The sequence below is a fragment of the Rhizobium sp. A22-96 genome (assembly GCF_053521805.1).
Genome location: NZ_JBNWDQ010000005.1, coordinates 364326 through 389705, shown reverse-complemented (window position 1 = coordinate 389705; position 25380 = coordinate 364326). Strand labels below are relative to the sequence as shown.

The window sequence follows — 25380 nt, the reverse complement described above, 5'->3', positions numbered from 1 at the left end:
ATAGCACCAACCGCCACCGCAAAACAATCCGCGACGGCAGTTAAATGATCGTGAGGTTCAGTCCTGAACGATGTCGATGGTGATATCGGCCGGGCGGCGATTTTCGAGGATACGCCGGCCGTTCGGCAGATCGTTGCCATAGACCTTGGCGCTGGCCTCCTCGTCGTCGAGATTATAGCCCCTCCAACGCGCCCAGAGCCGCTCCTCAAGCACCTCGATCGGCGGCGCAAGCATGATCGAATAGTCGAACATGCCCTCCAGCTCCGCCCATTTTCCTTCGCTGAACAGCAGGTAGTTTCCTTCGACCACGATGAAGCGATGATCGGGCGAAACGACGCGGGCGGATGCAATGGCTAGTTCTCGCGAGCGGTCGAAGACCGGCACGAGCACTTCCTGATCGGCAGCGCGCACAGCCCTGACGATATCGAGAAAGGCGCGTACGTCGAAACTCTCAGGCACACCCTTTCGCTTCAGGAGGCCTTTTTCGATCAGGACGGCATTGTCCATGTGGAAGCCGTCCATCGGCAGGACTTCGGCGCTTTCGCCCCTGGCCTTGAGCGCCTTGACGACGTTGTCGGCCAGTGTCGATTTGCCGGCGCCAGGCGGGCCGGCAATCGCCACCAGGATCCTCTTTGCGTTGCCGGCGCGCGCAACGATTTCGCCGGCAACGTCCTCAAGCGCAACAGTCATGCAGCGACAGTCTCCACAGGGGGAGCCTTGGCGCCGGTCATGAAGGCGACGGCATCGGACATGGTATATTCCTTGGGATCGATGACAGTCAGGCGGCGCCCAAGACGGTGGATATGGATGCGGTCCGCCACCTCGAAGACGTGAGGCATGTTGTGCGAAATCAGCACGATCGGCAAGCCACGGGCGCGGACATCGAGGATGAGTTCCAGGACCTTGCGGCTTTCCTTGACGCCGAGTGCGGCCGTCGGCTCGTCCATGATGACCACCTTCGAGCCGAAGGCTGCAGCACGTGCCACGGCAACACCCTGGCGCTGGCCGCCTGAGAGCGTTTCCACTGCCTGATTGATGTTCTGGATCGTCATCAGGCCAAGCTCGGTGAGCTTGTCGCGGGCACGTTTTTCCATCGCCGGCCGGTCGAGCATGCGGAACACGGAGCCAAGAACACCGGGTTTGCGGATCTCGCGGCCGAGGAACATGTTGTCGGCGATCGACAGTGCCGGCGACAGGGCCAGGTTCTGATAGACGGTCTCGATGCCGGCCTCGCGCGCTTCCATCGGCGAGCGGAACTGAACGGTTTTCCCGTCCAGCTTGATCTCGCCTTCATCGGGGATGACTGCGCCGGAGATCGCCTTGATCAGCGAGGATTTGCCGGCGCCGTTGTCGCCGATCACGGCAAGGATTTCGCCGGGATAGAGATCGAAATCGGCGTGATCGAGCGCGGTGACACGTCCATAACGCTTGACGAGGCCGCGGGCGGTGAGAATGGGTTCGCCTGTCGGGGTCATGCCGATACCTTTCTGATCCACTGATCGATCGCGACGGCGCCGATGATGAGAACGCCGGTCAGAAGCACCTTCCACTGCGGATCGGCTCCGAGCATGTTGAGGCCCATGGAGACCACGCCGACGATCATCGCGCCGAACAGCGTCCCGAGGATCGAGCCGCGGCCGCCGAAGAGCGAGATGCCGCCGATCACGGTTGCGGTGATTGCCTGAAGATTGAAATCGGTCACGGCCGACGATGGGGAGACCGAGCCGTTGCGGCCGATCGAGACCCAGGCGGCGAAGCCTGCGATCAGTCCCGATATGCCATAGACGGCCAGCAGCACTTTCCTGGTCTGGATACCAGCCAATTTTGCCGCTTCCGGATCATCGCCGACGGCATAGACATGCCGGCCCCATGCTGTGTGATTAAGGACGTACCAGAGACCGACGACCAAAAGCACCATGGCGATAACGCCGAGGGTGAGAACGGCTCCCCCGACACGGAAGCTGAATGCGAAGAGATGCAGCAGCGGCGCCTGTTCGTCGACGTCGGTATCGCGGATGGTCTCATTGGCGGAATAGATGAAATTCGTCGCCATGACGATATTCCAGGTGCCGAGCGTCACGATGAATGGCGGCAGCTTCATGTTGGCGACGAGGAAACCGTTGAGCAGGCCGCAAAGGCCGCCCGCGACCAGGCCCGCAATAACAGCGACCGGTGTGGGCAGGCCATAAGTAACGGCGAAGTTGCCCATGACGACAGAGGCAATCACCATGATCACGCCGATCGACAGATCGATGCCGGCGGTCAGGATGACCAGCGTCTGCGCTGACGCCAGAATGCCGACGATGGCAATCTGCTGCAGGATCAGCGTGAGCGTATAGGCGGAGAAGAACTTCCCGCCGATGGTGATACCGAAGATGATGATCGCCAGCACGAGCACAATCAGCGGCACGGCGGCCGGTGTCGAGTGCAGGAAATGCTGCATGCGCTTGATAAGAGAGACATTCTGATGTTCGAACGAGGCGACATTCTTGTCGCTTCCATCGAGAACCTGTTCGAATTCCTGTGCTCCGGACATTTTGTTCCTCCGCCACCGCGCCGGACGCGCGGGAACCGCCGGCTGTTGGAGCCGGCCAGGATATGAGCCCGACCGACATGATTATTGCGATTGTCTGCTCCCTGTCGAAGAGCCGCGCCAGCAGGCGCATGGCGCGGCTCTCCGAGGGATCATATCACATTCGTGAAGGGCTTAACCCCAGCACTTCGCCAGGCCTTCCTTGGTGTCGATGGACTTCAGGCCGGGGACCGGCTTGTCCGTCACTAGGGATACGCCGGTGTCGAAGAAGGACTTGCCTTCGGTCGGCTTCGGCTTTTCGCCACTATCGGCGAACTTCTTGATCGCCTCGACGCCGAGCGCTGCCATCATCAGCGGATATTGCTGCGCGGTCGCGCCGATGGTGCCTTCCTTGACCGACTTTACGCCCGGGCAACCACCGTCGATGGAGACGATCAACACCTGCTTTTCGAGGCCGACCGCCTTCAAGGCCTGGTAGGCGCCGACTGCGGCAGGCTCGTTGATCGTGTGGATGACGTTGATGCCGGAGTCTTTCTGGAGAAGGTTTTCCATCGCCTTGCGACCGCCTTCTTCGTTGCCGTTGGTGACGTCATGGCCAACGATGCGCGGATCGGTTTCGTCGCCGATCTTGTTCGGATCCTTCGGGTCGATGCCGAAGCCGATCATAAAGCCCTGGTCGCGCAGAACGTCGACGGACGGCTGCGACGGCGTCAGATCGAGGAAGCCGACCTTGGCGTCCTTCACCTTGTCACCCAGGGTTTCCTTTGCCCACTGGCCAACGAGCTTGCCGGCGAGCAGGTTGTCGGTTGCGAATGTGGCATCGGCGGAGTCGGCCGGCTCAAGCGGCGTGTCGAGTGCGATGACGAGCAGACCGGCGTCGCGGGCCTTCTTGACCGACGGCACGATGCCCTTCGTGTCGGAAGCGGCGATCAGAATGCCCTTCGCGCCATCGGCGATGCAGCTTTCAATGGCGGCGACCTGGCTTTCGCTGTCACCGTCGATCTTGCCGGCATAGGACTTCAGCGTCACGCCGAGTTCCTTGGCCTTGGCGGTAGCGCCTTCCTTCATCTTGACGAAGAAGGGGTTTGTATCGGTTTTTGTAATGAGGCAGGCGGAGACGCCTGCGGCCTTGGCCGGCGCGGCGAAGGCAACGCCCAGCGCCAGAGCTGCGACGGCTGCGGAAATAACAGATTTCTTCATTCAATCCTCCCGATGTTTAAAAAGCCGGACCTCCCGGCAGCTCCGGGCCCGAACCCGGCTTAAAGATGCGCCATGCCTGTCAGATTAGTTCCGAAAGACCTCCTCCCAGGTCATATGCGCGTCCTCGACGGTCCGTATCTGAGCCTAAAGATTTACATCTGTCAATAAATAAATCCGATTGAATTATTAATTGGATATGGCATTCTGGTAGAAAATAGGGCATGGCCATGGTGGAAGGAGCAGGCCCATGTCTCTCGTGCATGACCCGGAGGACGTACACACCACGCCAGCAATTCTCGACCCCAGCGGGGGCGCGAACCAGCTTGGTGTGCGTGCTCACAACGAGCGGCTCGTGCTGTCGCTCGTGCGCCGCCACAGCGCGTTGTCGAAAGCCGATATCGCCCGTCGCAGCGGCCTTTCTGCCCAGACCGTCTCCGTCATTATGCGGGCGTTGGAGAAGGACGGGCTATTGTCTCGCGATGCGCCGGTGCGCGGCCGTGTCGGCCAGCCGTCCATCCCCATGCGACTCAATCCGGATGCGGTGCTCTCGCTCGGCGTTAAGATCGGTCGACGCAGTGCCGATCTGGTGCTGATGGATTTTGTCGGCGGCATCAGGATGCAGCTTCATCAAACTTATCCCTACCCCCTTCCACAGGATATCATTGCCTTCATCACGGCCGGCATCCAGCAGCTTGAAGCGCGACTGAGCAGCGAGGAGCGGCGGAGAATTGCCGGGATCGGCATCGCCGCGCCGTTCGAATTGTGGAATTGGGCGGAACAGGTGGGGGCGCCGCCCGGCGCCATGGACGTATGGCGCGGCTTTAACCTGCAGACGGAAGTCGCATCGCGCGTCAGCTATCCGGTCTTCCTGCAGAACGACGCCACCAGCGCCTGCGGCGCCGAACTCGTCTTCGGCGTTGGTTCGCATTACCCCGACTTCGTCTATTTCTTCATCGGTTCCTTCCTCGGCGGCGGCATCGTCCTCAATTCGTCGATCTTCGTCGGCCGCACCGGTACAGCCGGCGCGCTCGGCCCCCTGCCCGTGCGCGGACGCAACGGCGAAAACCGCCAGCTCCTGGAAATCGCCTCGATCTTCGTGCTTGAAAACCTGTTGAGGGATCACGGTTTCGATCCGCGCCCGCTCTGGTACTCCGCCGACAACTGGATCGATTTCGGCGAACCGCTGGAAATCTGGATACAGGATACGGCCAAGGCACTGGCGCAGGCGATCGTTGCTTGCGCCTCGGTCATCGATTTCAGCGCCGCCGTCATTGATGGCGGCTTCCCCGATTGGGTGCGCGAACGCGTGGTGCGCGCAACCATCAAGGCCGCCTCGGAGCTGGATCTGCAAGGCGTCGTCATGCCCGAAATCATCGAAGGCGCTGTGGGACCGCAGGCGCGGGCCATCGGCGGCGCCAGCCTGCCGATCTTCGCGCGCTACCTCATCGACCAGAACGTCCTCTTCAAGGAGATAGAGCATGCTGAAGGGCATTGACCCGCTGTTGAGCCCGGAACTGCTGGCGACCCTGCGCGCCATGGGCCATGGCGACGAGATCGCCCTCGTCGACGGCAACTATCCGGGCCTAGAACATGCGCGCCGCCTCATCCGTCTCGACGGCCATGGCGTCGTCCGCGTGCTCGACGCCGTGCTCAGCGTGATGCCGATCGACGATTTCGTGCCGCAGGCGATCTTCCGCGCGACCGTGCGCCAGGATCGCGATGCGGTCGATCCTGTTCATGCCGAAATGATCGAGTGCTGCGCCCGGCATGTGCCCGGGATCACGGTCGTTCCCCTGCTGCCGGCAGAGTTTTACGACCGGGTGAAGCAGGCGCATGCGCTGATACAGACCAGCGAGCCTCGGCTCTACGGGAATATTATTCTGCGCAAGGGCGTGATCTATCCGAAGGGATAGTCTTTAGATTTCCCCCGCCGAAGGCCCCCAGACATCCGTCATCGCGAAACCATCCGCCATCGGATCGAACGGGTCGAGCGCCACCTGGCTAAGGCCGAAGGTGAAGCCGCGACCGGTGATGGCGGGAATGATGGCCGGCTTGCCTGCGACTTCCGTGACCGCCTGCAGGCTCACCTCGAACTCCGAGCCGATGATCGAGCGGGATTTGAAGACATCGCCGACCTTTGCCTTGCCGCGTGCATGCAACGTCGCCAGATTGGCGGAATTGCCGGTGCCGCAGGGCGAGCGGTCGGCGCGGCCGGGCCACATGGTCGTGCAAGTGCGGATGGCGCCGTCTGCATCGACATCGCGGAACATGACATAGGCAACGCCCGATATCGCCGGGATTTCCGGATGGACGACCGACTTTGTGTGATTGATCGCATCCTTGAGCACCATGCCGGCCTGCACGAGGGCGGCCGCATTTGCCTTCTCGATCGTCAGGCCGATCTGGCCGACATCGACGAGCCCATAAAAAATGCCGCCATAGCAAAGATCGAGCTTGATCTTGCCCCATTGCGGCGTGTCGATCTCGACATCCAGCTCATGCACGAAGGAAGGCACCATGGTCAGCCGCACCTTCTCGCAGCGGCCCTCGCGGCAGGTCGCCGTCGCCCGCACGAGGCCGGCCGCCGTCTCGAGCGTGACAACCGTTTCCGGCTCCTTCATCTCGACAATGCCGGATTCGAGCAGCGCCGTCGTCACGCAAATCGAATTGGAGCCGGAGCTGGCATGCGCCTGATCCGGCTGGAGAATAATGAAGGCTGCATCGGCATCCGGATGTTTGGCCGGCAGCAGCAGGTTGACGGAGCCGATCGGTGCACCGCGCGGCTCCAGCACGAGAAAGCGACGGAGCTCCTGACCCTTGGGATCGGTGTTCAGCCAGTGCAGTTGCTCGGCAATGCTGTTGCCGGGGATCTTCGGCACGCCGCCAACGGCAACCCGGCCGATTTCGCCCTCGCAGTGAACATCCAGCAACTGGATCGTGCGCTTCCATCTCATCTCATCTGCTCCAATCAGACGTGCCGCGTGATGCCGTTATCGATCATCAATAAACCATGTCGCCCAATGGGCGCCCCTCTCTGATATATCAGATCGCGCGAGCTGGCTATTGCGTTTTCAAAAAGTAATGAAGACGGTTGTTGCAGGTCGGGGCATGCGGCTTTTACTGGCCCAATGCCTCTCCGACATTGCTGCCGGTCGCTTGCACGCTATCGCCGACAGAGCCGAAGGTGTTGCCGGCGGAGGCACCGACGCGACGCCATTGCTCGCCGTAGTTCTGGCGCGTGCGCGGGTCGAAGATGGCGATCGGCGCGCTGACGGCGGCACCGGCGACGCTACCGACGGTCTGAGCGGCACCCATGGCAACCGCGCCGACGGCATCGCCGATACCGACATCGGAATCGGTAATCGTCTGTCCCGCAATCAACCGAGCGCCGATGAGCTTCACCACCTCCGGGCTTTCGGCGAATTTACCATGATTGAGCCCGTCGCCGGTCTTGAGCTGGGTGAGATCGAGTACGGTGATCCCCTGTTTTTCCAGCTCGCTGCGATAGGGCTCGGCCGTGGGATCGATCTGGCCCAGGCGATCGATATTACCGGAAATGCGCCTGGACAGCGACAAGGCACGGTCATCGCGCGAGACGAACAGTGTGAAATGCGGCTTGTCCTTGCCTAGCGCTGCAAACTGCCTGCCGAAGACATCGACATCAAGATCCGGCGACGCCAGGATGACATTCTTGATCTTCGGCGCAACGCGGCCATTGCGTATCGCCATCTGCCTCAAGGATTCGACGGCAAGCCAGCTGCCCATCGAATGGGCCATGACGGTTATTTCGCCGACTGACGGATCGGCGGCGACGCGGCGCAACAGTTCCTCCAGCGAATCGCGGGAATAGTTGGTGCTTTCCTTGTCATAGGCATAGTCGAAGATGCTGGCGCGCGACGGCCAGGTGAAGACGATCGGCGCAACGTCGGCATGCGAATCGTGGACGATCTGCGCGAAGCGATAGACCGCATCCTCGTAGCGGTTGTTGAAACCATGCACGAAGATCAGCACCCGCTTGTTCTTCGGCAGCTCCGTATGCAGCCAGGCTCGCCCGTCCGCTTCGGTCGCCAGCGGCTTCACCGCCGTCGTCACGAAATTCTTCAGGGGGTTGCCGGGCAAACGGCTCGGCCATTGCACCTGGCCGACCTTGCGGTTGGCTTCCGGCGGGATCGAGATGCTGACCGCGTCAACCTTCAGCCCAAGGCCGCGCTCGCCCGAGAACAGGATCGCCGGATCCTTATCCGGCAAGCGCGTTGTCGCGACCAGCAGGTCGACCTTCGATGTGCCCGGCACATTTTCGCTGATCGGCTGCATGACCCCGATCGGACGGCCGCAAGCCACCAGAGAAAGCGTCACGAAGACGGCGGCAGCCCGGAGAAGCATCCCTCTCCATCGGCCCGAACCTGCCATACGCTGCATCATGCAACCTCTTCCTACGCCTGAATGTCGCGCCACTCTACGCATCGCCACCTTGGGCGCAAGCGGGCAAAGGTGTTCTTGATCACATGAAGCGATGCTAATTCGTAACGACATTGCAAAGGCGCAACGCCGTTGATCGAAGCTGAAATGCCGAGAGAAAGGAGAATAAAAAAAGAGCCCGACGCGGGAGGAGGATGCGTCGGGCTCTTGATCCGGATTGGCAACTGGGAGGAGGAGGAGTGTTGCCAATCAATGAAGGAGCGCTGGGAGGAGGAGTGCGCTTCCTTCGAGACAAATAGATATAATGCTGGCGCATTCATGAAAAGGCAGGCTTTCGCAATGCAGCAATGCAACAAGCGCATTGCTTTTACGCGAAAACACCGGAAATGCCGCATATCTCCAGCCATTCCGGTATTCCGCCGCCTAATTTACAGTCGTCGGATAGCAGGGATCCGCGATTCACATCATCGTGATCGCAAGCATCGGCGTACAATGTCACCCAGATTCCCCGCGAGGCGGCGGAGATGTTTTCTCCGCCGCCTCGCCGTTGTCGATTGGACGATGGGACTTTGTTGAAGCCCCGATGGCCTCACGCCGCCTTGAACGCCTTCTTGCCCTCGGCATCCAACGCAGCAAACTCCTCGTCGGAAAGCACGATGTTCACGGCCGAGGTGTTCTCTTCGAGATGCTTGACCTTGCCGGTGCCCGGGATGGGCAGCATCACGGGGCTACGCTTCAGCACCCAGGCGAGCGCGATCTGGCTCGGCGCAGCGCCATGCTTCTTGGCGATGGTATCGAGAAGCGAGCCTTCCTTGGCCAGATCGCCGGCGGCCAGCGGAAACCAGGGAATGAAGCCGATATTGTGCTTCTCGCAATAATCGAGCACGTCTTCGCTAGTGCGATCGACGAGATTGTAGCGGTTCTGCACCGTTACGACCTTGAAATGCTTCGATGCGGCTTCGATGTCGGCAACCGAGACTTCGCTCAGGCCCGCGTGGCGGATGATGCCGTCGCTCAACAGCGATTTCACGGCATCGAATTGCTCGGCCGCCGGCACCTTCGAATCGATACGATGAAGCTGCCAGAGGTCGATCCGGTCGACGCCGAGATTGCGCAAGCTCTTATGCGCCTGCTGGATGAGATATTCCGGGCGGCCCAAAGGTACCCAGACATTCGGGCCGGTGCGGGTCAATCCGCCCTTGGTGGCGACGACAAGGCCGTGACCATAGGGGTGGAGAGCTTCCTTGATGAGACGTTCGGATACGTCCGGGCCATAGGAATCGGCCGTGTCGATGAAGTTGATGCCGAGTTCCGGCAGGCGTTTCAGGGTGCGGACTGCTTCCGCATGGTCCTCGGGCTCACCCCATATGCCGGCACCTGTGATGCGCATGGCACCGAAGCCGAGACGATTAACGGGGAGATCGCCGCCGATCTTGAATTGACCGGACTTGGCTGCGTCGAAATCTGACATGGTTATGGTCCCTTTGCTGATCTGAAATATGAATAGAGTTCCCGGCAACGGAACGGCCGAGACCTGTCGAGCAAATTGAGCTGGTCGCGAAGAGGGGAATAAGGCCGCGACGCCTTAGTACATGGGTCGGCAGTTCAGCATATGCAATGCGCTGCCCCAAGACGGCCTGTTCTTTCCGGAATGCAGTGATCGGCGCGGCTCGTTTCAGCATGCAATTGCCGGGGGCCATCGCCAGCCCTCATCGAGCCTAGCGGTCCGACAAATATTGCTGCGCGTGCACGCCAAGATCAGCAAGCGCCCCCCAAAGCTCATCGAACATGTTGCGGGCGAAGTCTTCCAGCGAACTCCCTTCTTGCGGCGCATCGTTCCAGCGTTCGCCGCCGATGCGCAGCATGCTGACAACGGCAGCCGCAAGCACACTCAGGCGGAACCGTTCCTTATGGTCACCGCGACAACGGGCATGCAGCGCATCCGCGAGTTTTCTTTCGAGCTTGGCATATTTCAGCTGGTCGCGGGCCCGAAGTGCCGGCGTGTCACGGATCAGGACTGCGACGGCAAGGTGCCGCGGATCCGAGATAGCGGCGTGCAAAGCCGCGTTGATCGCCGCTTCGATGACGTTCACAAGCGACGCGTCCGGGGGCTGAGCTGCGACGGCATCGATCAACTCGGAGGCAAAGCTGTCCTGCCAGGCGGCAACCACGTCTTCCTTGCTGGGAAAATAGTCGAAGAAGCTGCGCTTGGAGACATCGGCGGCCTCGGTGATGTCTTCGATCGTCGTATTGTCGAAGCCGCGCTCAAGAAAAAGCGTCAGGGCCTCGTTTTCGATACGCTCCCGGGTCTGGCGGCGCTTCCGTTCACGCCGCCCTTCCCTCACCGCGACATCGACGCCAGGCAAATCCGCCATCTGCTCCCCCGTTATGCACTTGCTTCGGGCCGTCCCATATCGGCCTTGCCGGCTTCCGCCGCATATGCAGCGATTCCCGCGCCCGTCTCGGTGCTACGATATTTGGAGCCGTCAATCGAGAGCTCAAGCGGATTTTGCCGTGATATCCTGTAGACGCCTGCGGGCGGGATGTTGCGCACGGTGCCGCCAATGCGCTTGCCTCTAAGGCCCAGGCTTTCCAGAACAGGCCGAGGAACCGGACAACGCGGGCCATAGGTGAACTGATAGAAGGCGCCGTCCGGTTTCATGGTCTCGAAGGCGCCGCCGACAATCGCCGCGACTTTGGAAGGCGGCATGGACAATAGCGGCAGACCGCTGATGACGGCACCGAAAGGTGCGCCGTCAAACAGGCCACAATCCCCGAGCTGCGCCGCATCCATCTGCACCACCCGGGCTTGGGGAAAGCGGGCGCGCAGCCGAACGGCAAACTCCTCGCCGAATTCGACGAGGGTCAGGGCACTTTCAGGAATCCCGCGGGCGAGGAGCGCGCGCGTGAACACACCGGTGCCGGGACCGAGTTCCAACACCGGGCCGTCAAACGGATCGATCTCCTGCGTCATCAGCCTGGCCAGGCGCTCACCCGAAGGCGCGACGGCGGCAACCCGCATCGGATCGCTTACCCAGGAGCGGAAAAACTGCACAAAATCGGAGCATGATGTCTTTGTCGTCATTCCGCGAATCCAATCTCCGGCTACGAAAGCAAGCGTGGCGCGATCAGGACCGAGCAGCATGGCAATTCAAAGGCGCGCCACACCATCAGAGTGTCCAGAATCGCTGATATGCCAGCGCAATCACCTAATTTTTCTCTTTAATTATTTTCATTAATTACAAACTTGCATTTAGTGCAATAAATTACCAGATACAATAGGCGACGCCAAGTCCCTTCACAGGAGTTCCGCAATGCCAGATTGGTCCGTGAAAGACATTCCTGCGCAAGCAGGCAGAATTGCAGTTATCACCGGCGCCAATAGCGGCATCGGCTATGAAGCAGCCAAGGCGCTGGCAGGCGCCGGCGCAAAGGTGATGATCGCCTCACGTAATGAAAGAAAGGGCGCAGAGGCGCTCGCCAATATCCGCTCGGCAACGCCGGATGCGGATATAGCCTTCGAGCCTCTCGATCTTTCCAGCCTCGATTCGGTCGCCCGTACGGCCGATCGCATCGCGGCCTCCGTGCCGCGCATCGATCTTCTCATCAACAATGCCGGCGTCATGGCCATTCCGGATCGGCACGAAACGGAAGACGGTTTCGAGATGCAGATGGGAGCCAATTATATCGGGCATTTTGCCTGGACGATGCGACTGCTGCCCAAGGTCTTCGCCGCCGACGCTCCGCGCGTGGTCACGGTCAGCAGCGGTGCACACCGCGGCGGCAAGATCCATTTCGATGACCTGCAATGGAAAAAGAATTATGGCGCTTGGCGCGCCTATTGCCAGTCCAAGCTGGCAACCCTGCTATTTAGCCTGGAGCTCGATCGCATCGCTCGATCTCGAGACTGGAACCTGAAGAGCGTTGCCGCCCATCCCGGTTACGCAGTCACCGGCCTGCAGAGTGCCGGCCCACGCATGGGTAGCACCAAGACCAGCTCTCTCGAACTTCTGATGAAAATCATGCAGCCGATGTTCTCACAATCAGCTGCGGCCGGTGCATTGCCGACCCTTTACGCCTCCACGTCGCCAAACGCAGAAGGTGGTGTCATGTATGGCCCAAATGGTCTCTTCGAGCTTAAAGGTGCGCCGGTCCGCGGCAAGATTGCCGCACATGCGCTCGATCCGGCCATCTGGCGGCAGCTTTGGGAGGTTTCGGAGCAGCTGACGGGATTGACGATGCCTGTCCCCGCAACAGCTTGAGGTAAAGCCCTCTCCGCAACGCGGAAAGGGCTTTACCTATTTCCGGTCAGCCACTCACGCACTGACGGCGCGGACCGTTGGTCGGCTGATAGGTATTGTCTGAGGCGCGGTAGGTCTTGTAGCGGCTGGCGCACCAGCGAACATGAGCGCTGCCGCGGGGCGGATGAGAAATGGCCCCACCGATGATCGCACCGGCCGTGAAGGCGGCCAGCGGATACCAGTAGCCGTCGTGATAGCGGCGATAGCCCGGGCGTGCGTAGCGATAGCCGCGGTGGCCATGCCAGTAGCCGCCGCGATAATGCGGACGGTAGTGTGGGCGGAAATGGGGTCGATGCGGCCGATAGTGCCGGTTGTGATGACGATACTGTACGTCGATCACACCGGCAGCCTGGGTGCTTGTCTGCGTAGTCGCCGGCTGAACCATCGGCTGGATCGGGCCAGCAGCAGCCGGATCGAAAGATGAAATCGCCATCAATGCACTTAATGCAGTCACCGTTACCGTTGTCAGAAGTCGTTTCACAGCTCTTCTCCTCTTGAGTCGCAACACCGATGAACAACGCGCAATGATTGAAAATGTTTCACAATATTACCGCTTGCGCAAGTACAAGGACTCGACATATAGATAGGAAGCCTACCTATCTAATATCGATCGAAACTAATGGATAAATCCGACCCTCCCCACGCGCTCGAAGAAGCACAGGCGCTCGCCGAAGCGCTGCGCCCCGCTCTCCATCGCCTGTACCGGCAGCTACGGCGCGAAAGCGACGATCCCGGGCTTTCGCCGCTGCACGCCCTGCTGCTCTTTGCCATCATGCGCCAACCGGGCATCGGCGTCGCCGAGCTGGCGCGGATGGAGAAGCTGCGCGGTCCGACGATATCCGGGCATGTGAAGGTAATGGAGCGGGACGGCCTCATCATGCGTTCGGAACCAGACCCCAGCGATCGCAGGCGCAACGGCCTGATCGCGACCGAGAAAGGTCAAGACATCATGCGCAGCATGAAGCAGAAGCGAACCGACTGGCTCGCATCGGAACTGGCCAAATTATCACCCGAAGAGCGTGCGGCCATCCGCTCCGCGGTTGGGCCGCTTGGGGAAATCGGACAATGAGCGGCGCCCCCCTGAATACAATTCCCCCACTGACGTCAGCCGCTGATAATCCGCCCGATCGCCGCGAGATTCGCGCCGTCATTCTCGGCCTGATGATCGTTCTCGGCCTTGGCGCCATCGACCAGAGCATCGTCGCCACCGCGCTGCCGCGCATCGTCAGCGATCTCGGCGGCTTGACCCATCTCTCCTGGGTCGTCAGCGCCTATGTGCTCGCCTCCACCAGTACCATGCCGCTCTACGGCAAGCTCAGCGACCAATATGGCCGCAAACCGATGATCTATGCGGCGATCCTGATCTTTCTTCTCGGCTCGGTCCTGAGCGGCATGGCGCAGACGCTACCGCAGCTCATCATTTTCCGGGCTATCCAGGGCATCGGCGCCGGCGGATTGATGCCGCTGGCGCAGATCATCATCGGCGATATCGTGCCGCCGGCTAGGCGCGGACGCAATCAAGGCTCGATCGCGGCGGTCTTCGCCATCTACAGCGTCATCGGCCCCATTGCCGGCGGCGTCATTACCGATCTCCTGTCGTGGCACTGGATCTTCTACGTCAACCTGCCGATCGGCGCAGTCGCCCTCGTCATGATCGGCCGCGCCCTCAAGCGACCGCATCAATCACACAGCCGCCGCATCGACTATCTCGGAGCAGCCTTGCTGACGGCCTGCACGACCAGCTTCCTGCTGGTGCTGGCACTCGGCGGCAATGAATGGGCCTGGAATTCGCCGGAGATTTTCAGCCTGTCCGCACTCGCCCTGGCTCTCTGCGTTCTGTTCATCTTCCACATCCGGCGGGAACCGGAACCGGTGCTGCCACCCGATCTGTTCCGCAACCGGCTGTTCGTCGTCGCCTGCCTCGTGCTGGCCCTGACCTTCATGGGCATGCTGGGGGCAAGCCTGTTCTTTCCGCTGTTCTTCCAGATGGTCATGGGTGTGAGCCCGTCGCATTCCGGCCTGTTGACCGGCCCGCTGATGGTCGGCGTCGTCATATCGTCGATGCTCAACGGCCGCGTGCTGATGCATCGCTTCGGGCGCTACAAGCCGGCGCAGCTCTTCGGCCTCAGCCTTGCAACCATCGCCTTCGCGGTGCTTGCCTGGGCCGCAGCGACCAGCCAGGGCTTCTGGGTCATCGAACCGGCCGTCTTCGCGCTTGGCCTGGGGCTGGGGCTCGTCATGCCGACGATGACGATCGCGGTGCAGAATGCCCTGCCCTTCGCTCATCGCGGCGTCGGCACGGCGACGCTCGCCTTCTTCCGCTCGCTCGGCGGCCTCATCGGCGTCACAGGCTCCGGCGCAATTCTTGCCTACCGTGTACAGAATGCCGGCGGCTTGCTGGATGGCGTGCATATGTCATCGCTCACCGAAGCCAGCCTGAAGCAGCTCGCCAATACTTCCCCCGAAGTCCATGCCGCCGCCATCGCCCTCTATCGCCACGCCATCGCCATGACCTTTGCAACGGGAACGGTGATCGTGGCATTGGCGCTGGTGGCACTGCTGTTCCTGCCGGAACTGCCGCTGGCGACGGATCATGGAGAGGCAACCTCAAGAAAGTGAGGACAACGGCTCCGCTCTCTTCGCAAGAAGACGATTGCCGCCGCCGTCTAAACGATATGCGCGATGCCGTATCGGCATCGAGCATGTCAGTGCTGGTTTTCTTCAGCTATCACGGATCGTACCAGCTCGAAGCGTTGGTGAAAACGCGGATCGACGGTGATCTCGTCGATAGGGAATTTTGAGTAGGCCGCAAAGCTCTGCTCCATGAAATCCTCCAGCGAGATCAGCCTGTACTCCTGATATCGCTTGAACATATAGGAGCCTTCAACGCCGAGGGCTTCTGCAATCTCCGGATAGACCGGAAAACACACACCCGTCATGATCAAATCTGCCGGTACGATATCCGTGGGATTGGGCTCGATCCCGCAGGATTGAAGATATGTGCGGGCAATGTCGTGGATGGGACGCGCTTTTGAGTGATCAATGCCGTGCATGAAGCTCTCCCGGCGCGCCCAGGATCTGAATGGAGCCGAAATATCCAGCCCGTATCGAGCGAAATTGTCCATCAACTGCTGACGCTCGCCCTCCCAGCGATTCAAAAATCCGCACCGTTCAAAAATATCGCGCCGGAAAAGGGAGCATGTTCTCTCAACACTCAACCCCGCTCTGAAGGCTGCCAGTCCTATCATCGAATGATAGGCACCCATGACACCGTTGAAAATATGACCCCGCATGAGGGTGAAACAGACATCCGGATGATAGGCGTCAAACGCTATGGAAGGTATTCTGTCCAGCTTCGCCGCGGTTGAGAAATCACAATAGGCTTGCTCGATATAGGGATGGATGATCACCCTGTCATAATCCGGAATTTTTTGCTGATAGCTGTTGAGATCCGCCTTCAGGTGCCAGATGGTGACATCATCGATCTCAACGTCATTGGTAAGCAGCCGCAGTGAGTTTGCCAGATTGTGCGTCTGTGCGTTCGAAATGACCAACCACGATTCCACGAAAAACTCCCATCCATATCTTGTGTGAGCGACGAACCCGTAGCCGTTGCCCTCACATCAGGGGCGCAAGAGTTCGATTTCGCGCTCTTCACAGACCACGTCCTGAAATTCGGCGACGGGAGGTGGCAACATCTCGACCTTCCTGGCCGATGCCTCGGCCGGCTGGGATACGTAATGTCGTACGAAACATCGCATCACGTGCGCTACGCCAAGGTGATTTACCTCGCGATAGTCGTCCTCGTAATAGAGGCCGCCCGCATAGCTTCCGGTGATGATTTCATAGGAGGGAAAATAGTCCACCCAGCCGAAGCGTGAGAGCATCTGTTCGGCTGCCACCCGCAACACGGATTTGCTGTAGGTTGTCGAAACCAGGACGCTTCGGTTCTCATAAGTCGCGACCAGCGGCACCGGCGACACGGTGAGCAGCACTTTCACCTGGGGATTCACTGCTTTCAGTTTCTTGAGAAAAAGCGACAGATCATCGTTCACATTGTCGAGGGTAAGATTGATGAACTCGTGCTGATCGGGGTCGAAAGAACCAGCGGTGACGCCAGGCGCCAACGGAAAGATGGAACCGTCCGCCTTTGATCTCCATGCCTCGGTAAGCCCGAGAGTGAAAACCAGAACGTCGGAATCGACGAAAACCGACCGAACAGCCGCAAGATGGCGCCTGCGCGCCTCGGCAACGGCCTCGGCTGTTTCATAACCATCCGGCTCGATCTGCGGGCGATAGGGATCGACAAACCTGCCGTCCTTGCGCAACCACGCCTTTTTCAAGGGAACACGACCCTCGAACACCTCTTCGAAAAGTTGAAGCAGTTGCCGTGCCGTGTAGATATTTCCATATCGCGCGGAGAAAACGCCGAAGTTGCGCTTGGTGCGCTCCGCTTCGGGAAGCTCGCTTCCCTTTTCGGTAATGAAATAATGAAAGCCGATACGCTGGATTTGTCGCGAAATATGCTGAGCGAAACAGCTGCCGGCGGTTGCGACTTTTGACGTCTTGTCGATCGTGAATCTCGGATTGACGATAGGGTCGAACATGTGCGTTTCCACCCGTGCGACAGACCGCCGCCATAGTTGGTAATCCTGAATTCCCGCATATGGATTAGTCATGCATGTATCTCCGCCACAACGCTTGTGACCTGTTGAAAACGACTGCGAAAACCGGGCTCGACCTGAATCTCGTTCAGATCGTATCCCCGATAGACCTCGAAGCTGCGCTCGATGAATTTCTGCAATGAGATCAGCTTGTATTCGCCCGCAAGCTTGAAGAGATAGGAGCCATTGACGCCGAGCGCCTCTCCGATCTCGGGATAGACTGGTAGGCAGGCTGCCTCCACCATCGTGTCAAACGGCAGAATATCTGTCTTGTTAATCTCCACGTTCTGATTTTTGAGAAACGCCCGCGCGATATCGAAAATCGGCTGCGCCTTCGGGTGCCCCAAACTGTGCATGAAAATTTCCCCGCGTGACCAGCGCCGGAAAGAATTCGATAAATCGATTCCGAAGGTTGCGAATGTTGAAATGAGCCTATCTCTCGCGGGCTCCCATCGCGCAAGAAAACCGCACCGCTCATAAACGTCGCGGCGAAACAGCTTCAGTGTCTGCTCGACGTTCAACTCCGCCTGAAAGGCCGCGAGCGCGATCATCGACTGGCTAGCGGCCATCGGCTCGGTAATACGCGTCCCCCTTGCTCCGGCAAAACAGAAATCCGGGTGGTAGGCGTCAAATTCCAGGTTCGGAATCCTTTGGAGATTCCGTGCCGTCGAGAAGTCATAGCCGCTAAGCTCGACCTCGGGATTTACAATCACCCGATCATAGGTCGGGATCTTCTCCGCATAGTCCTGCGTATTCCGCTTGAATTGCCACACATCGACGCAATCAAGATGGAAGCTGTTGCTCAACAACTGCAACGAACGCGCAAGACCATACGTGTTGCAATTGGAAACCAACAGCCAACGCTCCATGGCACGCCCCTAACATATGCGCATTGACATCAAAATCCCGCCCACGCGATGCCGAATAGATAGCCCCTATGCTATTCATGGTTCGCAATGCGCAGTCCCCGGTTCTCTTGTTATCGGAAAGACAGAAGAGTTATTCTTCAGTTGTAGAAAGTGTAGAAAGACCTGTCTCAGCTGGCTCCATTGATGCTCCCAAAGCAATTGAGCGGTGCGTGAAGTAAACTGGCTGTGTCTCTACAATTCTATACAGATAGCGTCGTCCCCAGTCCGGTAGCGTCATATCGTGGAAACGCGCCAGGATTTCAGGCCACTGGCAGCTTCGCCAAAACCGAGTACAGGCTGGCGTCAGCCTTTCTATGCAAGGTAGATGAGCCAGCCCGCCGAAGACCCGCAAGGGAGAAATGATCGCGCAGCGCTTGTTTGCCAATCACCACCAGCGCGACTGCGGCTCGGCAGTGGCGGGGTACGCAGCAACATCAGCGCCCTCGATAACAAGATGAAAGCTTCTGGCGTTGCGGTTCTTGCTGATGGCCTTGAGCCGGCAAACCGCGGGAGCTCGATACCGTCTCGCTCCGAGGACGAGGTGCTCATCATCGGTGCGGAACACGGATGTGTTCTCCGTGTCGGCTACAGATTACTCAAGACGGAACGATACATTCACTTCGCGCAGCAATCTGCTGCGTTCTCACTCAAAATAACCTTTGGAAGAAATGGCGCACCCGAAGAGATTCGAACTCCTGACCCCCAGATTCGTAGTCTGGTGCTCTATCCAGCTGAGCTACGGGTGCGTGCCGAAACGGAAGGAACCGTTTGGTGTGGCGGTTCTCTAAAGCCTCCCTTGAGGGAATGCAAGTGGATTTGTGAAAAAGATCGCAATTTTCGTGCAAGATGCCGGCAAGCATCTGAAAATACTTAGCTTTCTTGGAAGCTCCGGCTGCGGTAGTCGTCAAGGGATACCGGACGGTCGGGAATTTCGATTCGGAACTGCGTTCCCGCCGCCGGCTTTTCCACCAGCGCAATGGTGCCGCCATGGGCCAGCACCAACTCTCTCGCAATCGCCAGGCCAAGGCCTGTGCCGCCGGAGCGCGCCGAGCCACGGAAGGCGGTGAAAAGGTTTTCGCGGGCTTTCTGCGGCATGCCGGGGCCGGTGTCATCGACGGTGATGCTGACGACGCTGCCGATTCGATGTGCCGAGACGGTGATGCGCCTGATGCTGTCCGGCGTGATCTCGCCGAAAGCGATCAACGCCTGATGAGCATTGCGGCAGAGATTGTGGATGACGCGGAACAGTTGCTCGCTGTCGGCGTCGACCTCCAGCTCGGGGCTGAGCTGCTCGACGAATTCTATGCCGCTTTCGGGATCGATCGCCAGGATATCGCGCACCTCGCCGATAAGCTCGACGAGATGAATCTTGCGCCGGCGCGGCGCGGATTCGGAGGTCTGGCCGTAGGACAGAACCTCGGTCGTATAGCCGACGGCGCGGTCGATGGTGCGCAGCAACTTGGGTGCAAAACGCTTGACCATAGGATCATCGACATCGACCAGCCTGTCCGACATCAGCTGCGCAGCCGACAATATGTTGCGCATGTCGTGGTTGATCTTCGACACGGCGAGGCCGAGGGCGGCCAGATTTTTCTGTTGTTTCAGCGTCTTCTGCAGCTGCGACTGCATCGAGGCGAGATGACGGCCGGCAACGGCGAGCTCATCGCCCCCCTTGTCGGGCACCAGCACGCGGCCTGGATCTTCCGGATCGTCCGAATAAGCCTGCATGCTGTCGGTGAGGCGGCGGATCGGCCGGATCATCATGCGATTGATCGCAAAGAAAATCAGCGTCGCGGTGAATAGCGAGATCAGGATCGACATGAAGAAGACGCTGCCGGAATAGGCGAGCATCGCATTGCGCAGGCGCGTATCTTTCAGCACCACCTCGATGCCGCTGCCGGCATCGCCGCCCACCGGGCCGAAGACGCGGATGATGCGGTTGCCACCGAACAGCAGCGTGTCCAGCGCATCCTTGATGGCCGTCAGCTGCGACACATCGCTCAGATCATACATGTCGTCGACGGAAGCCGGCATCTCGGCCGTCGCCAGCAGGCGAGATGTGCCGTCCTTGCGCAAAACGATGGCCCGGGTGCCCGTGGCCATCAGAGTTTCCTTCTGCAGCGCGCGGGGCAGCTCGGCCGGCTGCAGGCCGTCGATGACGATTGCGGCGGCGGCGGCCGTGTTCAGGCGATCTTCCAGCCAGCGCAGCCGCATATTGGCAACGGAGGGCACGAAGATCAGCACTTCGGCGATAAGAATGAAGCCGACGGTGAGGATGAGAAGCTTGCCGGAGAGGCCGCCGAAAATGCCGGTAGGCCTGCAAAACTGGGACAGTCGACCCTTCTCGGCCTTGCCGGCCTTCGCGGTATCCCTGCCCTGCTCACTATCCATTTCAATTGTCCCGCTTCGCCGCTAAGCGACCTGATGGCGACGTATCGAAACTAGATAATAGGTGATTATGGGCTTTTTTCCAATCGCTTCCCGGCTTTGATACCGCAACAGGCTCGGCAAGGGTGGTGGCGGCGCTCAAGCAAGGCCGCACCGCCCTGCCAAAGAGATCAGAATTCTTCCCAATTCTGCGTCGTGGCGGCTGGCGACCGGGCGGCATTGCCGCCAAAGGCCGTGGCAACCTTGTCGATCATCCGACGGGCCGGCGAGGCCGCCGGACGGTGTGTTTCGGCGCGTGCCGGCACCGGGGCGGACGGGGCGCCTCCATCAACCTTGAAGCGGGAGACAAGCCGCACCAGACCATCGGCTTCGCCCGCCAGACGATGGGTCGCGGCCGAGGTCTCCTCGACCATTGCCGCATTGCGCTGCGTGACCTCGTCCATCTGATTGACGGCCTTGTTGACCTCGGACAGGCCCGTTGCCTGTTCCCGCGCCGCCGTCGCGATGGAATGGATGTGGTCGTTGATCTTGAGCACGCGGGCTTCGATGGTCGCCAACGCTGAGCCGGTGTCCTGCACCAGCTTGACGCCGACCTGCACCTGATCTCCCGATTTGCCGATCAGCGCCTTGATGTCCTTGGCCGCGGTGGCGGAGCGCTGGGCGAGCTCGCGTACTTCCTGGGCAACGACGGCAAAGCCCTTGCCCGCCTCGCCGGCGCGCGCAGCCTCCACGCCGGCGTTCAGCGCCAGCAGATTGGTCTGGAAGGCGATATCGTCGATGACGCCGATGATCTGGCTGATTTCGCCGGACGCCTGCTGGATCCGGCCCATGGCGTCGATGGCGTTGCGAACCACCGTGCCGGAGCGCGCGGCATCGTCCTTGGCTTCGCTGACCATGACACTCGCCTCGCGCGCCCGTTCCGTCGAGTTCTGGACGACGGAGGTGATCTCATCAAGCGCCGCCGAGGTTTCCTCGAGAGCGGCGGCCTGCTGCTCGGTGCGCTTGGAGAGGTCGTCGCTGGCGTGGCGCATCTCGTTGGTATTGGAGTTGATCGAGCTTGTCGTCTCGCGCACCTCGCGCATGGTGCCCTTGAGCGTCGCAAGCGTCGCGTTGACGTTCTGCTGCAATTCCGCGAAAGCGCCCTGGAATTCGCCCTTCATGGCCTGCGTCAGATCGCCATCGGCCAGGCTTGCGATGACGCGACGAACCTCGCCGATGCCGACATCGACGCTGACCAGCAATTCATTCACATTGCTGGCGAAGCGATTGAGGTTGGCGTCACCATAATCCCTATCGATGCGACGACTGAAGTCGCCGGCGGCCGCAGCTGAAACGGCCAGCGACATGCTCGATTGAAGCTCATCGCTTCTGGCGCGCATGGCCGTTTCCTCGGCATTCATGCGGCGAACGGCCTTGCCATTTTCCTTGAAGACATCGACAGCCGCAGCCATCTCGCCAATTTCGTCAGGACGACCGGCAAACGGCACGTCGATATCGAATTTGCCGTCAGCAACCTGCTTTATGGCGTCCGTTACCTTGCGGATCGGGCGGCTCAAATGAACCGTGCCGATATAGGCGCCCAGACCAACGCCGGCGCCGATGCCGGCGATCATGATGCCAAGGACGACCCAAAGAACATTGCCGTGGAAGGTGGCAATTTCACTTTCAGCCCTGGCAAGCTCTGCCTTGTCGGTCTGGACGACGGCATCGATCTCAGCCTGAAAGGCTTTGCGATTGGCGCGGTTCGCCTCGTTGTTGCCCTGTTTGCTGGCTGCATCGGGACCATCCGTTACGCCGAGGCGCGCCGTCTCCGTGCGGAAGCCACGAAACTCTTGGGCGCGGGTCTGCAATTTGGAAAATTCCGCTTTTTGGTCGTCGGGGACCAGAGGCGCCCAGGCCGCAAGTACCTTGTCGATCTCATCAAGATCGCCCATCAATCCGTCGGCGAAGCTCTTGGAATCCTTCGCCGAAGCGGCGGCGTAAATACCGCGCGCTTCCATGACGACTGCGGTCACGTAGCGATTGAGGTGCTCACCCATATAGGCGCGGCTGGCTGTCTGCTCGTAACTCTGTAATTTCTGGTCATATTGATGCAGAGCATAAAGAGCGGTGCCGCCGATCAAGAGCGCCGCGCCAGTCATAACTGATACAAGCAGATTTATTTTGCCGCGAATTTTCACAATATACCTCCGGCGCCGAGCCCATCCCCCAGAAATCGATGGGTTTTCCCAGCATTTACCTAGATATCGGCTAAATTGATTAATGTTATATTGCGGTAATTTTAATCAAAACAGGCCTATCCGGAGCTATTTCGTCTTTATATTTCAGTGACTACTGAATTATATTGCTAGCTTGGTAATCGAGCAGACGGAATGATGGACCAGCGTGCAACAATGGGCGATCGACCGGCTGAAATCCCTGATTCAAAGGAATTTACGGCGGTATAATTGACTCTCCGGGCCTTGATCCGTATAAGCCCGCGCACGTCCGGTCACGGAGCCTGCATTTGCGGGCCAAGTCCGTTCGCCATAATCAACAACGCTGCTTGCTGTTAAGGCAAAGCTCAAGAAGGGCCGCACTCCGCGGTGTTTAAATAAATGAAGCGTACCTATCAACCATCCAAGCTTGTTCGCAAGCGTCGCCACGGCTTCCGTTCGCGTATGGCCACCAAGGGCGGTCGCGCGGTTCTTTCCGCTCGCCGTAGCCGCGGCCGCAAGCGTCTTTCGGCCTAACGGCCGAAATGCCCGATAGTCGAGGATGGCGGGCAAATTGACGAATGAACGACCCAATAAGACTGTCGGGCGGCTGAAAAGCCGGCCGCAGTTCCTTGCAGTCCGCGAAGGTGAGAAGCGCAGAGGCGGCTTCTTCCTCCTAGAGATGCTGGATCGCAAGCTCACCGACGCCGACCCCCGCGTTGGTTTTACCGTTACAAAAAAACATGGCAACGCAGTGGAGCGTAACCGCATGCGGCGCAGGCTGAAAGAAGCCGTGCGGCTTCATGCCGGGTTTGCAATGCAGCCCGGACACGACTATGTGGTTGTCGCGCGGCGCGATGTGCTGACCGCACCTTTCGAAAAATTGGCAAGCGAACTCGTAAGCCGCATCGAAACCAGGCCGAAACATCGGCGGTCGGAAACGGACCGCTCCAGGAAAGTATGATGGAAAACAAACGCAATTACTTCATTGCAATTGCACTGTCAGTGCTGATTGTTCTTGCCTGGCAGTTTTTCTACATGAACCCGCGCCTTGAAGCGCAGCGCCAGGCCGAACAGGCCGCCAAGCTGCAGCAGCAGTCGCAGCAGGCCCAGCAGACGACGCCAGCAGCCGCTGGCGCAGGCGCTGCGGTCAACGGTTCGCTACCGGCAGGCGGCCAGACCGCGCCGACGGTGCTGTCACGCGACCAATCGGTTGCCAAGACCGCTTCTTCGCGCATCACGATCGATACGCCTGCACTCGCCGGCTCCATCAACCTGGAGGGCGCGCGCCTCGACGACCTCAGGCTCAAGACCTATCACGAAACCGTCGATAAGAGCAGCCCGATCATCACGCTGTTCAGCCCGGCCGACACCAAGGATGGTTACTTTACCGAGCTCGGCTATGTCGGCAGCGACGCCACCGGCGCAGTCCCCGGCCCTTCGACCGTCTGGACCCTTTCGAGCGGCGACAAGCTGACCGACAAGACGCCGGTGACGCTGACCTATACCAATGAGAAAGGCATCACCTTCTCGCGCACGATTTCCGTCGACGATCGCTACATGTTCACGATCAGCGACAAGATCGCTAACAGCGGCCAGGCACCGGTTTCGCTGTCGAGCTATGGCCGCGTAACCCGCTACAACAAGCCGGAGACGCCATCTGCCTACGTTCTGCACGAAGGCTTCATCGGCGTCATCGGCGATGACGGCCTGATCGAGACCAAGTATGCGGCAACCGAGAAAGAAGCCACGACGCCTGCCAAGTCGACCGGCGGCTGGCTCGGCATGACGGACAAGTACTGGGCCGCAACCATCGTGCCGCCGCAGACGACGGCCTATGATGCCCGCTTCTCGCACTTCAGCGAGGGCACGCCGCGCTATCAGGCCGACTATAAGCAGGACGCCATCACGGTTGCTCCCAACCAGTCGATCGAGTTGAAGAACCTCGTCTTCGCCGGCGCGAAAGAAGTACCGGTCATCGACCGCTACGAAACCAGCTACTCGATCCCGCGCTTCGACCGCCTGATCGACTGGGGCTGGTTCTATTTCATCACCAAGCCGATGTTCAAGCTGATGGATTTCTTCTTCCGCTACTTCGGCAATTTCGGCGTCGCCATCCTCTGCACCACCATCGTGGTCAAGGCATTGTTCTTCCCGCTCGCCAGCAAGCAATATGCTTCGATGGCGAACATGAAGCGCATGCAGCCGAAGATGGAAGAGCTGAAGGCGAAATTCGGCGACGACCGAATGGGGCTGCAGCAGGCGACGATGCAGCTCTACAAGGAAGAGAAGATCAATCCGATCGCGGGCTGCTGGCCGGTGCTCTTGCAGATTCCGATCTTCTTTTCGCTCTACAAGGTGATCTACATCACCATCGAGATGCGCCATGCGCCGTTCTTCGGCTGGATCCAGGACCTTTCCGCTCCGGATCCGACCTCGATCGTCAATCTCTTCGGCCTGCTGCCGTTCGCGGCTCCCACCATCCTGCATCTCGGCGTCTGGCCGATGATCATGGGCGTCACCATGTTCCTGCAGATGCGCATGAACCCGACGCCGCCTGATCCGACCCAGGCGATGATCTTCACCTGGATGCCGCTGGTGTTCATGTTCATGCTTGCAAGCTTCCCGGCCGGCCTCGTCATCTACTGGGCCTGGAACAACACGCTCTCGGTCATCCAGCAGTCGATCATCATGAGACGCCACGGCGTGAAGGTGGAACTCTTCGACAATCTGAAGGGCCTGTTCAAACGAAAACCGGCGCCATCGAAATGA

General features: G+C 59.7%; 23 protein-coding genes and 1 tRNA gene. 8 read left to right on the top strand and 16 right to left on the bottom strand.

Annotation, left to right across the window (positions count from 1 at the left end; all coding sequences use genetic code 11):
* Positions 1-57: 57 nt before the first annotated feature.
* The 4 genes from ACQZ6F_RS23435 to ACQZ6F_RS23420 all read right to left on the bottom strand — a co-directional run bounded on the left by ACQZ6F_RS23435 (position 58) and on the right by ACQZ6F_RS23420 (position 3733).
* Positions 58-690, bottom strand: a complete 633-nt coding sequence (locus ACQZ6F_RS23435) for a nucleoside triphosphate hydrolase (RefSeq protein WP_449094279.1) — start codon at positions 688-690, stop codon at positions 58-60.
* Positions 687-1475: an ATP-binding cassette domain-containing protein gene (locus tag ACQZ6F_RS23430; RefSeq protein ID WP_174070125.1), complete on the bottom strand. Its 789-nt coding sequence runs from the start codon at positions 1473-1475 to the stop codon at positions 687-689. Before ACQZ6F_RS23430 ends, ACQZ6F_RS23435 begins: the two co-directional genes overlap by 4 nt.
* Entirely contained in the window at positions 1472-2536 is a 1065-nt protein-coding gene (locus tag ACQZ6F_RS23425; protein ID WP_449094278.1) for an ABC transporter permease, read from the bottom strand. The genes ACQZ6F_RS23430 and ACQZ6F_RS23425 overlap by 4 nt, the downstream gene beginning before the upstream one ends.
* Positions 2537-2707: 171 nt before the next feature.
* Positions 2708-3733: a substrate-binding domain-containing protein gene (locus ACQZ6F_RS23420; RefSeq protein ID WP_449094277.1), complete on the bottom strand. Its 1026-nt coding sequence runs from the start codon at positions 3731-3733 to the stop codon at positions 2708-2710.
* A gap of 247 nt (positions 3734-3980) precedes the next feature.
* On the opposite strand from ACQZ6F_RS23420, the gene ACQZ6F_RS23415 reads away from it, so the two are divergent.
* Both ACQZ6F_RS23415 and ACQZ6F_RS23410 read left to right on the top strand, forming a co-directional pair.
* Positions 3981-5228: an ROK family transcriptional regulator gene (locus ACQZ6F_RS23415; protein WP_449094276.1), complete on the top strand. Its 1248-nt coding sequence runs from the start codon at positions 3981-3983 to the stop codon at positions 5226-5228.
* The gene (locus tag ACQZ6F_RS23410) at positions 5212-5646 is read left to right on the top strand and encodes an RbsD/FucU family protein (RefSeq protein ID WP_449094275.1); all 435 of its coding nucleotides are present in this window, start codon (positions 5212-5214) and stop codon (positions 5644-5646) included. Before ACQZ6F_RS23415 ends, ACQZ6F_RS23410 begins: the two co-directional genes overlap by 17 nt.
* Before the next feature lie 3 nt (positions 5647-5649).
* Here ACQZ6F_RS23410 and ACQZ6F_RS23405 read toward each other — a convergent pair whose 3' ends face one another.
* The 5 genes from ACQZ6F_RS23405 to ACQZ6F_RS23385 form a co-directional block, all read right to left on the bottom strand.
* Entirely contained in the window at positions 5650-6687 is a 1038-nt protein-coding gene (locus ACQZ6F_RS23405) for a 4-hydroxyproline epimerase (RefSeq protein ID WP_449094274.1), read from the bottom strand.
* A 163-nt stretch (positions 6688-6850) separates the two neighbouring features.
* Positions 6851-8116: an alpha/beta hydrolase gene (locus ACQZ6F_RS23400; protein ID WP_449094413.1), complete on the bottom strand. Its 1266-nt coding sequence runs from the start codon at positions 8114-8116 to the stop codon at positions 6851-6853.
* A gap of 625 nt (positions 8117-8741) precedes the next feature.
* Positions 8742-9623: an aldo/keto reductase gene (locus tag ACQZ6F_RS23395; RefSeq protein ID WP_449094273.1), complete on the bottom strand. Its 882-nt coding sequence runs from the start codon at positions 9621-9623 to the stop codon at positions 8742-8744.
* 247 nt (positions 9624-9870) lie between these two features.
* Positions 9871-10527: a TetR family transcriptional regulator gene (locus ACQZ6F_RS23390; protein ID WP_449094272.1), complete on the bottom strand. Its 657-nt coding sequence runs from the start codon at positions 10525-10527 to the stop codon at positions 9871-9873.
* A gap of 11 nt (positions 10528-10538) precedes the next feature.
* A complete protein-coding gene (locus ACQZ6F_RS23385) occupies positions 10539-11237 on the bottom strand; it encodes a class I SAM-dependent methyltransferase (RefSeq protein ID WP_449094271.1) in 699 nt (232 codons plus the stop codon).
* A gap of 229 nt (positions 11238-11466) precedes the next feature.
* Here ACQZ6F_RS23385 and ACQZ6F_RS23380 point away from each other — a divergent pair, with 229 nt between their 5' ends.
* Positions 11467-12414, top strand: a complete 948-nt coding sequence (locus tag ACQZ6F_RS23380; RefSeq protein ID WP_449094270.1) for an oxidoreductase — start codon at positions 11467-11469, stop codon at positions 12412-12414.
* Positions 12415-12460: 46 nt separating this feature from the next.
* Here the strand turns inward: ACQZ6F_RS23380 and ACQZ6F_RS23375 are convergent, their stop codons facing one another.
* The gene (locus ACQZ6F_RS23375) at positions 12461-12934 is read right to left on the bottom strand and encodes a BA14K family protein (RefSeq protein WP_449094269.1); all 474 of its coding nucleotides are present in this window, start codon (positions 12932-12934) and stop codon (positions 12461-12463) included.
* A 138-nt stretch (positions 12935-13072) separates the two neighbouring features.
* Between ACQZ6F_RS23375 and ACQZ6F_RS23370 the strand changes: the two genes are divergently transcribed.
* Together ACQZ6F_RS23370 and ACQZ6F_RS23365 are read left to right on the top strand one after the other, a co-directional pair.
* A complete protein-coding gene (locus ACQZ6F_RS23370; protein ID WP_449094268.1) occupies positions 13073-13522 on the top strand; it encodes a MarR family winged helix-turn-helix transcriptional regulator in 450 nt (149 codons plus the stop codon).
* Positions 13519-15072, top strand: a complete 1554-nt coding sequence (locus ACQZ6F_RS23365) for an MDR family MFS transporter (protein ID WP_449094267.1) — start codon at positions 13519-13521, stop codon at positions 15070-15072. The genes ACQZ6F_RS23370 and ACQZ6F_RS23365 overlap by 4 nt, the downstream gene beginning before the upstream one ends.
* A gap of 86 nt (positions 15073-15158) precedes the next feature.
* Here ACQZ6F_RS23365 and ACQZ6F_RS23360 read toward each other — a convergent pair whose 3' ends face one another.
* From ACQZ6F_RS23360 to ACQZ6F_RS23335, 6 genes are all read right to left on the bottom strand, one after another.
* Positions 15159-16019, bottom strand: coding sequence for a WcbI family polysaccharide biosynthesis putative acetyltransferase (locus ACQZ6F_RS23360; protein WP_449094266.1), 861 nt, complete (start codon positions 16017-16019; stop codon positions 15159-15161).
* A 57-nt stretch (positions 16020-16076) separates the two neighbouring features.
* Positions 16077-17060 carry a GSCFA domain-containing protein gene (locus ACQZ6F_RS23355; protein ID WP_449094265.1) on the bottom strand — a complete coding sequence of 328 codons (984 nt, stop codon included), beginning with the start codon at positions 17058-17060 and terminating at the stop codon, positions 16077-16079.
* A gap of 68 nt (positions 17061-17128) precedes the next feature.
* On the bottom strand, positions 17129-17986 hold the full coding sequence (locus ACQZ6F_RS23350) for a WcbI family polysaccharide biosynthesis putative acetyltransferase (protein ID WP_077468587.1): 858 nt from the start codon (positions 17984-17986) through the stop codon (positions 17129-17131).
* 708 nt (positions 17987-18694) lie between these two features.
* Positions 18695-18771, bottom strand: a tRNA-Arg gene (locus ACQZ6F_RS23345).
* A 124-nt stretch (positions 18772-18895) separates the two neighbouring features.
* On the bottom strand, positions 18896-20416 hold the full coding sequence (locus tag ACQZ6F_RS23340; RefSeq protein ID WP_077468585.1) for a sensor histidine kinase: 1521 nt from the start codon (positions 20414-20416) through the stop codon (positions 18896-18898).
* 167 nt (positions 20417-20583) lie between these two features.
* Positions 20584-22554, bottom strand: coding sequence for a methyl-accepting chemotaxis protein (locus ACQZ6F_RS23335; protein ID WP_449094264.1), 1971 nt, complete (start codon positions 22552-22554; stop codon positions 20584-20586).
* Positions 22555-23010: 456 nt separating this feature from the next.
* On the opposite strand from ACQZ6F_RS23335, the gene rpmH reads away from it, so the two are divergent.
* From rpmH to yidC, 3 genes are read left to right on the top strand one after another with little or no spacing between them, the layout of a single operon-like run.
* A complete protein-coding gene (gene rpmH, locus ACQZ6F_RS23330; RefSeq protein ID WP_034488840.1) occupies positions 23011-23145 on the top strand; it encodes a 50S ribosomal protein L34 in 135 nt (44 codons plus the stop codon).
* A 25-nt stretch (positions 23146-23170) separates the two neighbouring features.
* Positions 23171-23572 carry a ribonuclease P protein component gene (gene rnpA / locus ACQZ6F_RS23325; protein ID WP_077468583.1) on the top strand — a complete coding sequence of 134 codons (402 nt, stop codon included), beginning with the start codon at positions 23171-23173 and terminating at the stop codon, positions 23570-23572.
* Positions 23572-25380: a membrane protein insertase YidC gene (yidC, locus tag ACQZ6F_RS23320; protein WP_077468582.1), complete on the top strand. Its 1809-nt coding sequence runs from the start codon at positions 23572-23574 to the stop codon at positions 25378-25380. Before rnpA ends, yidC begins: the two co-directional genes overlap by 1 nt.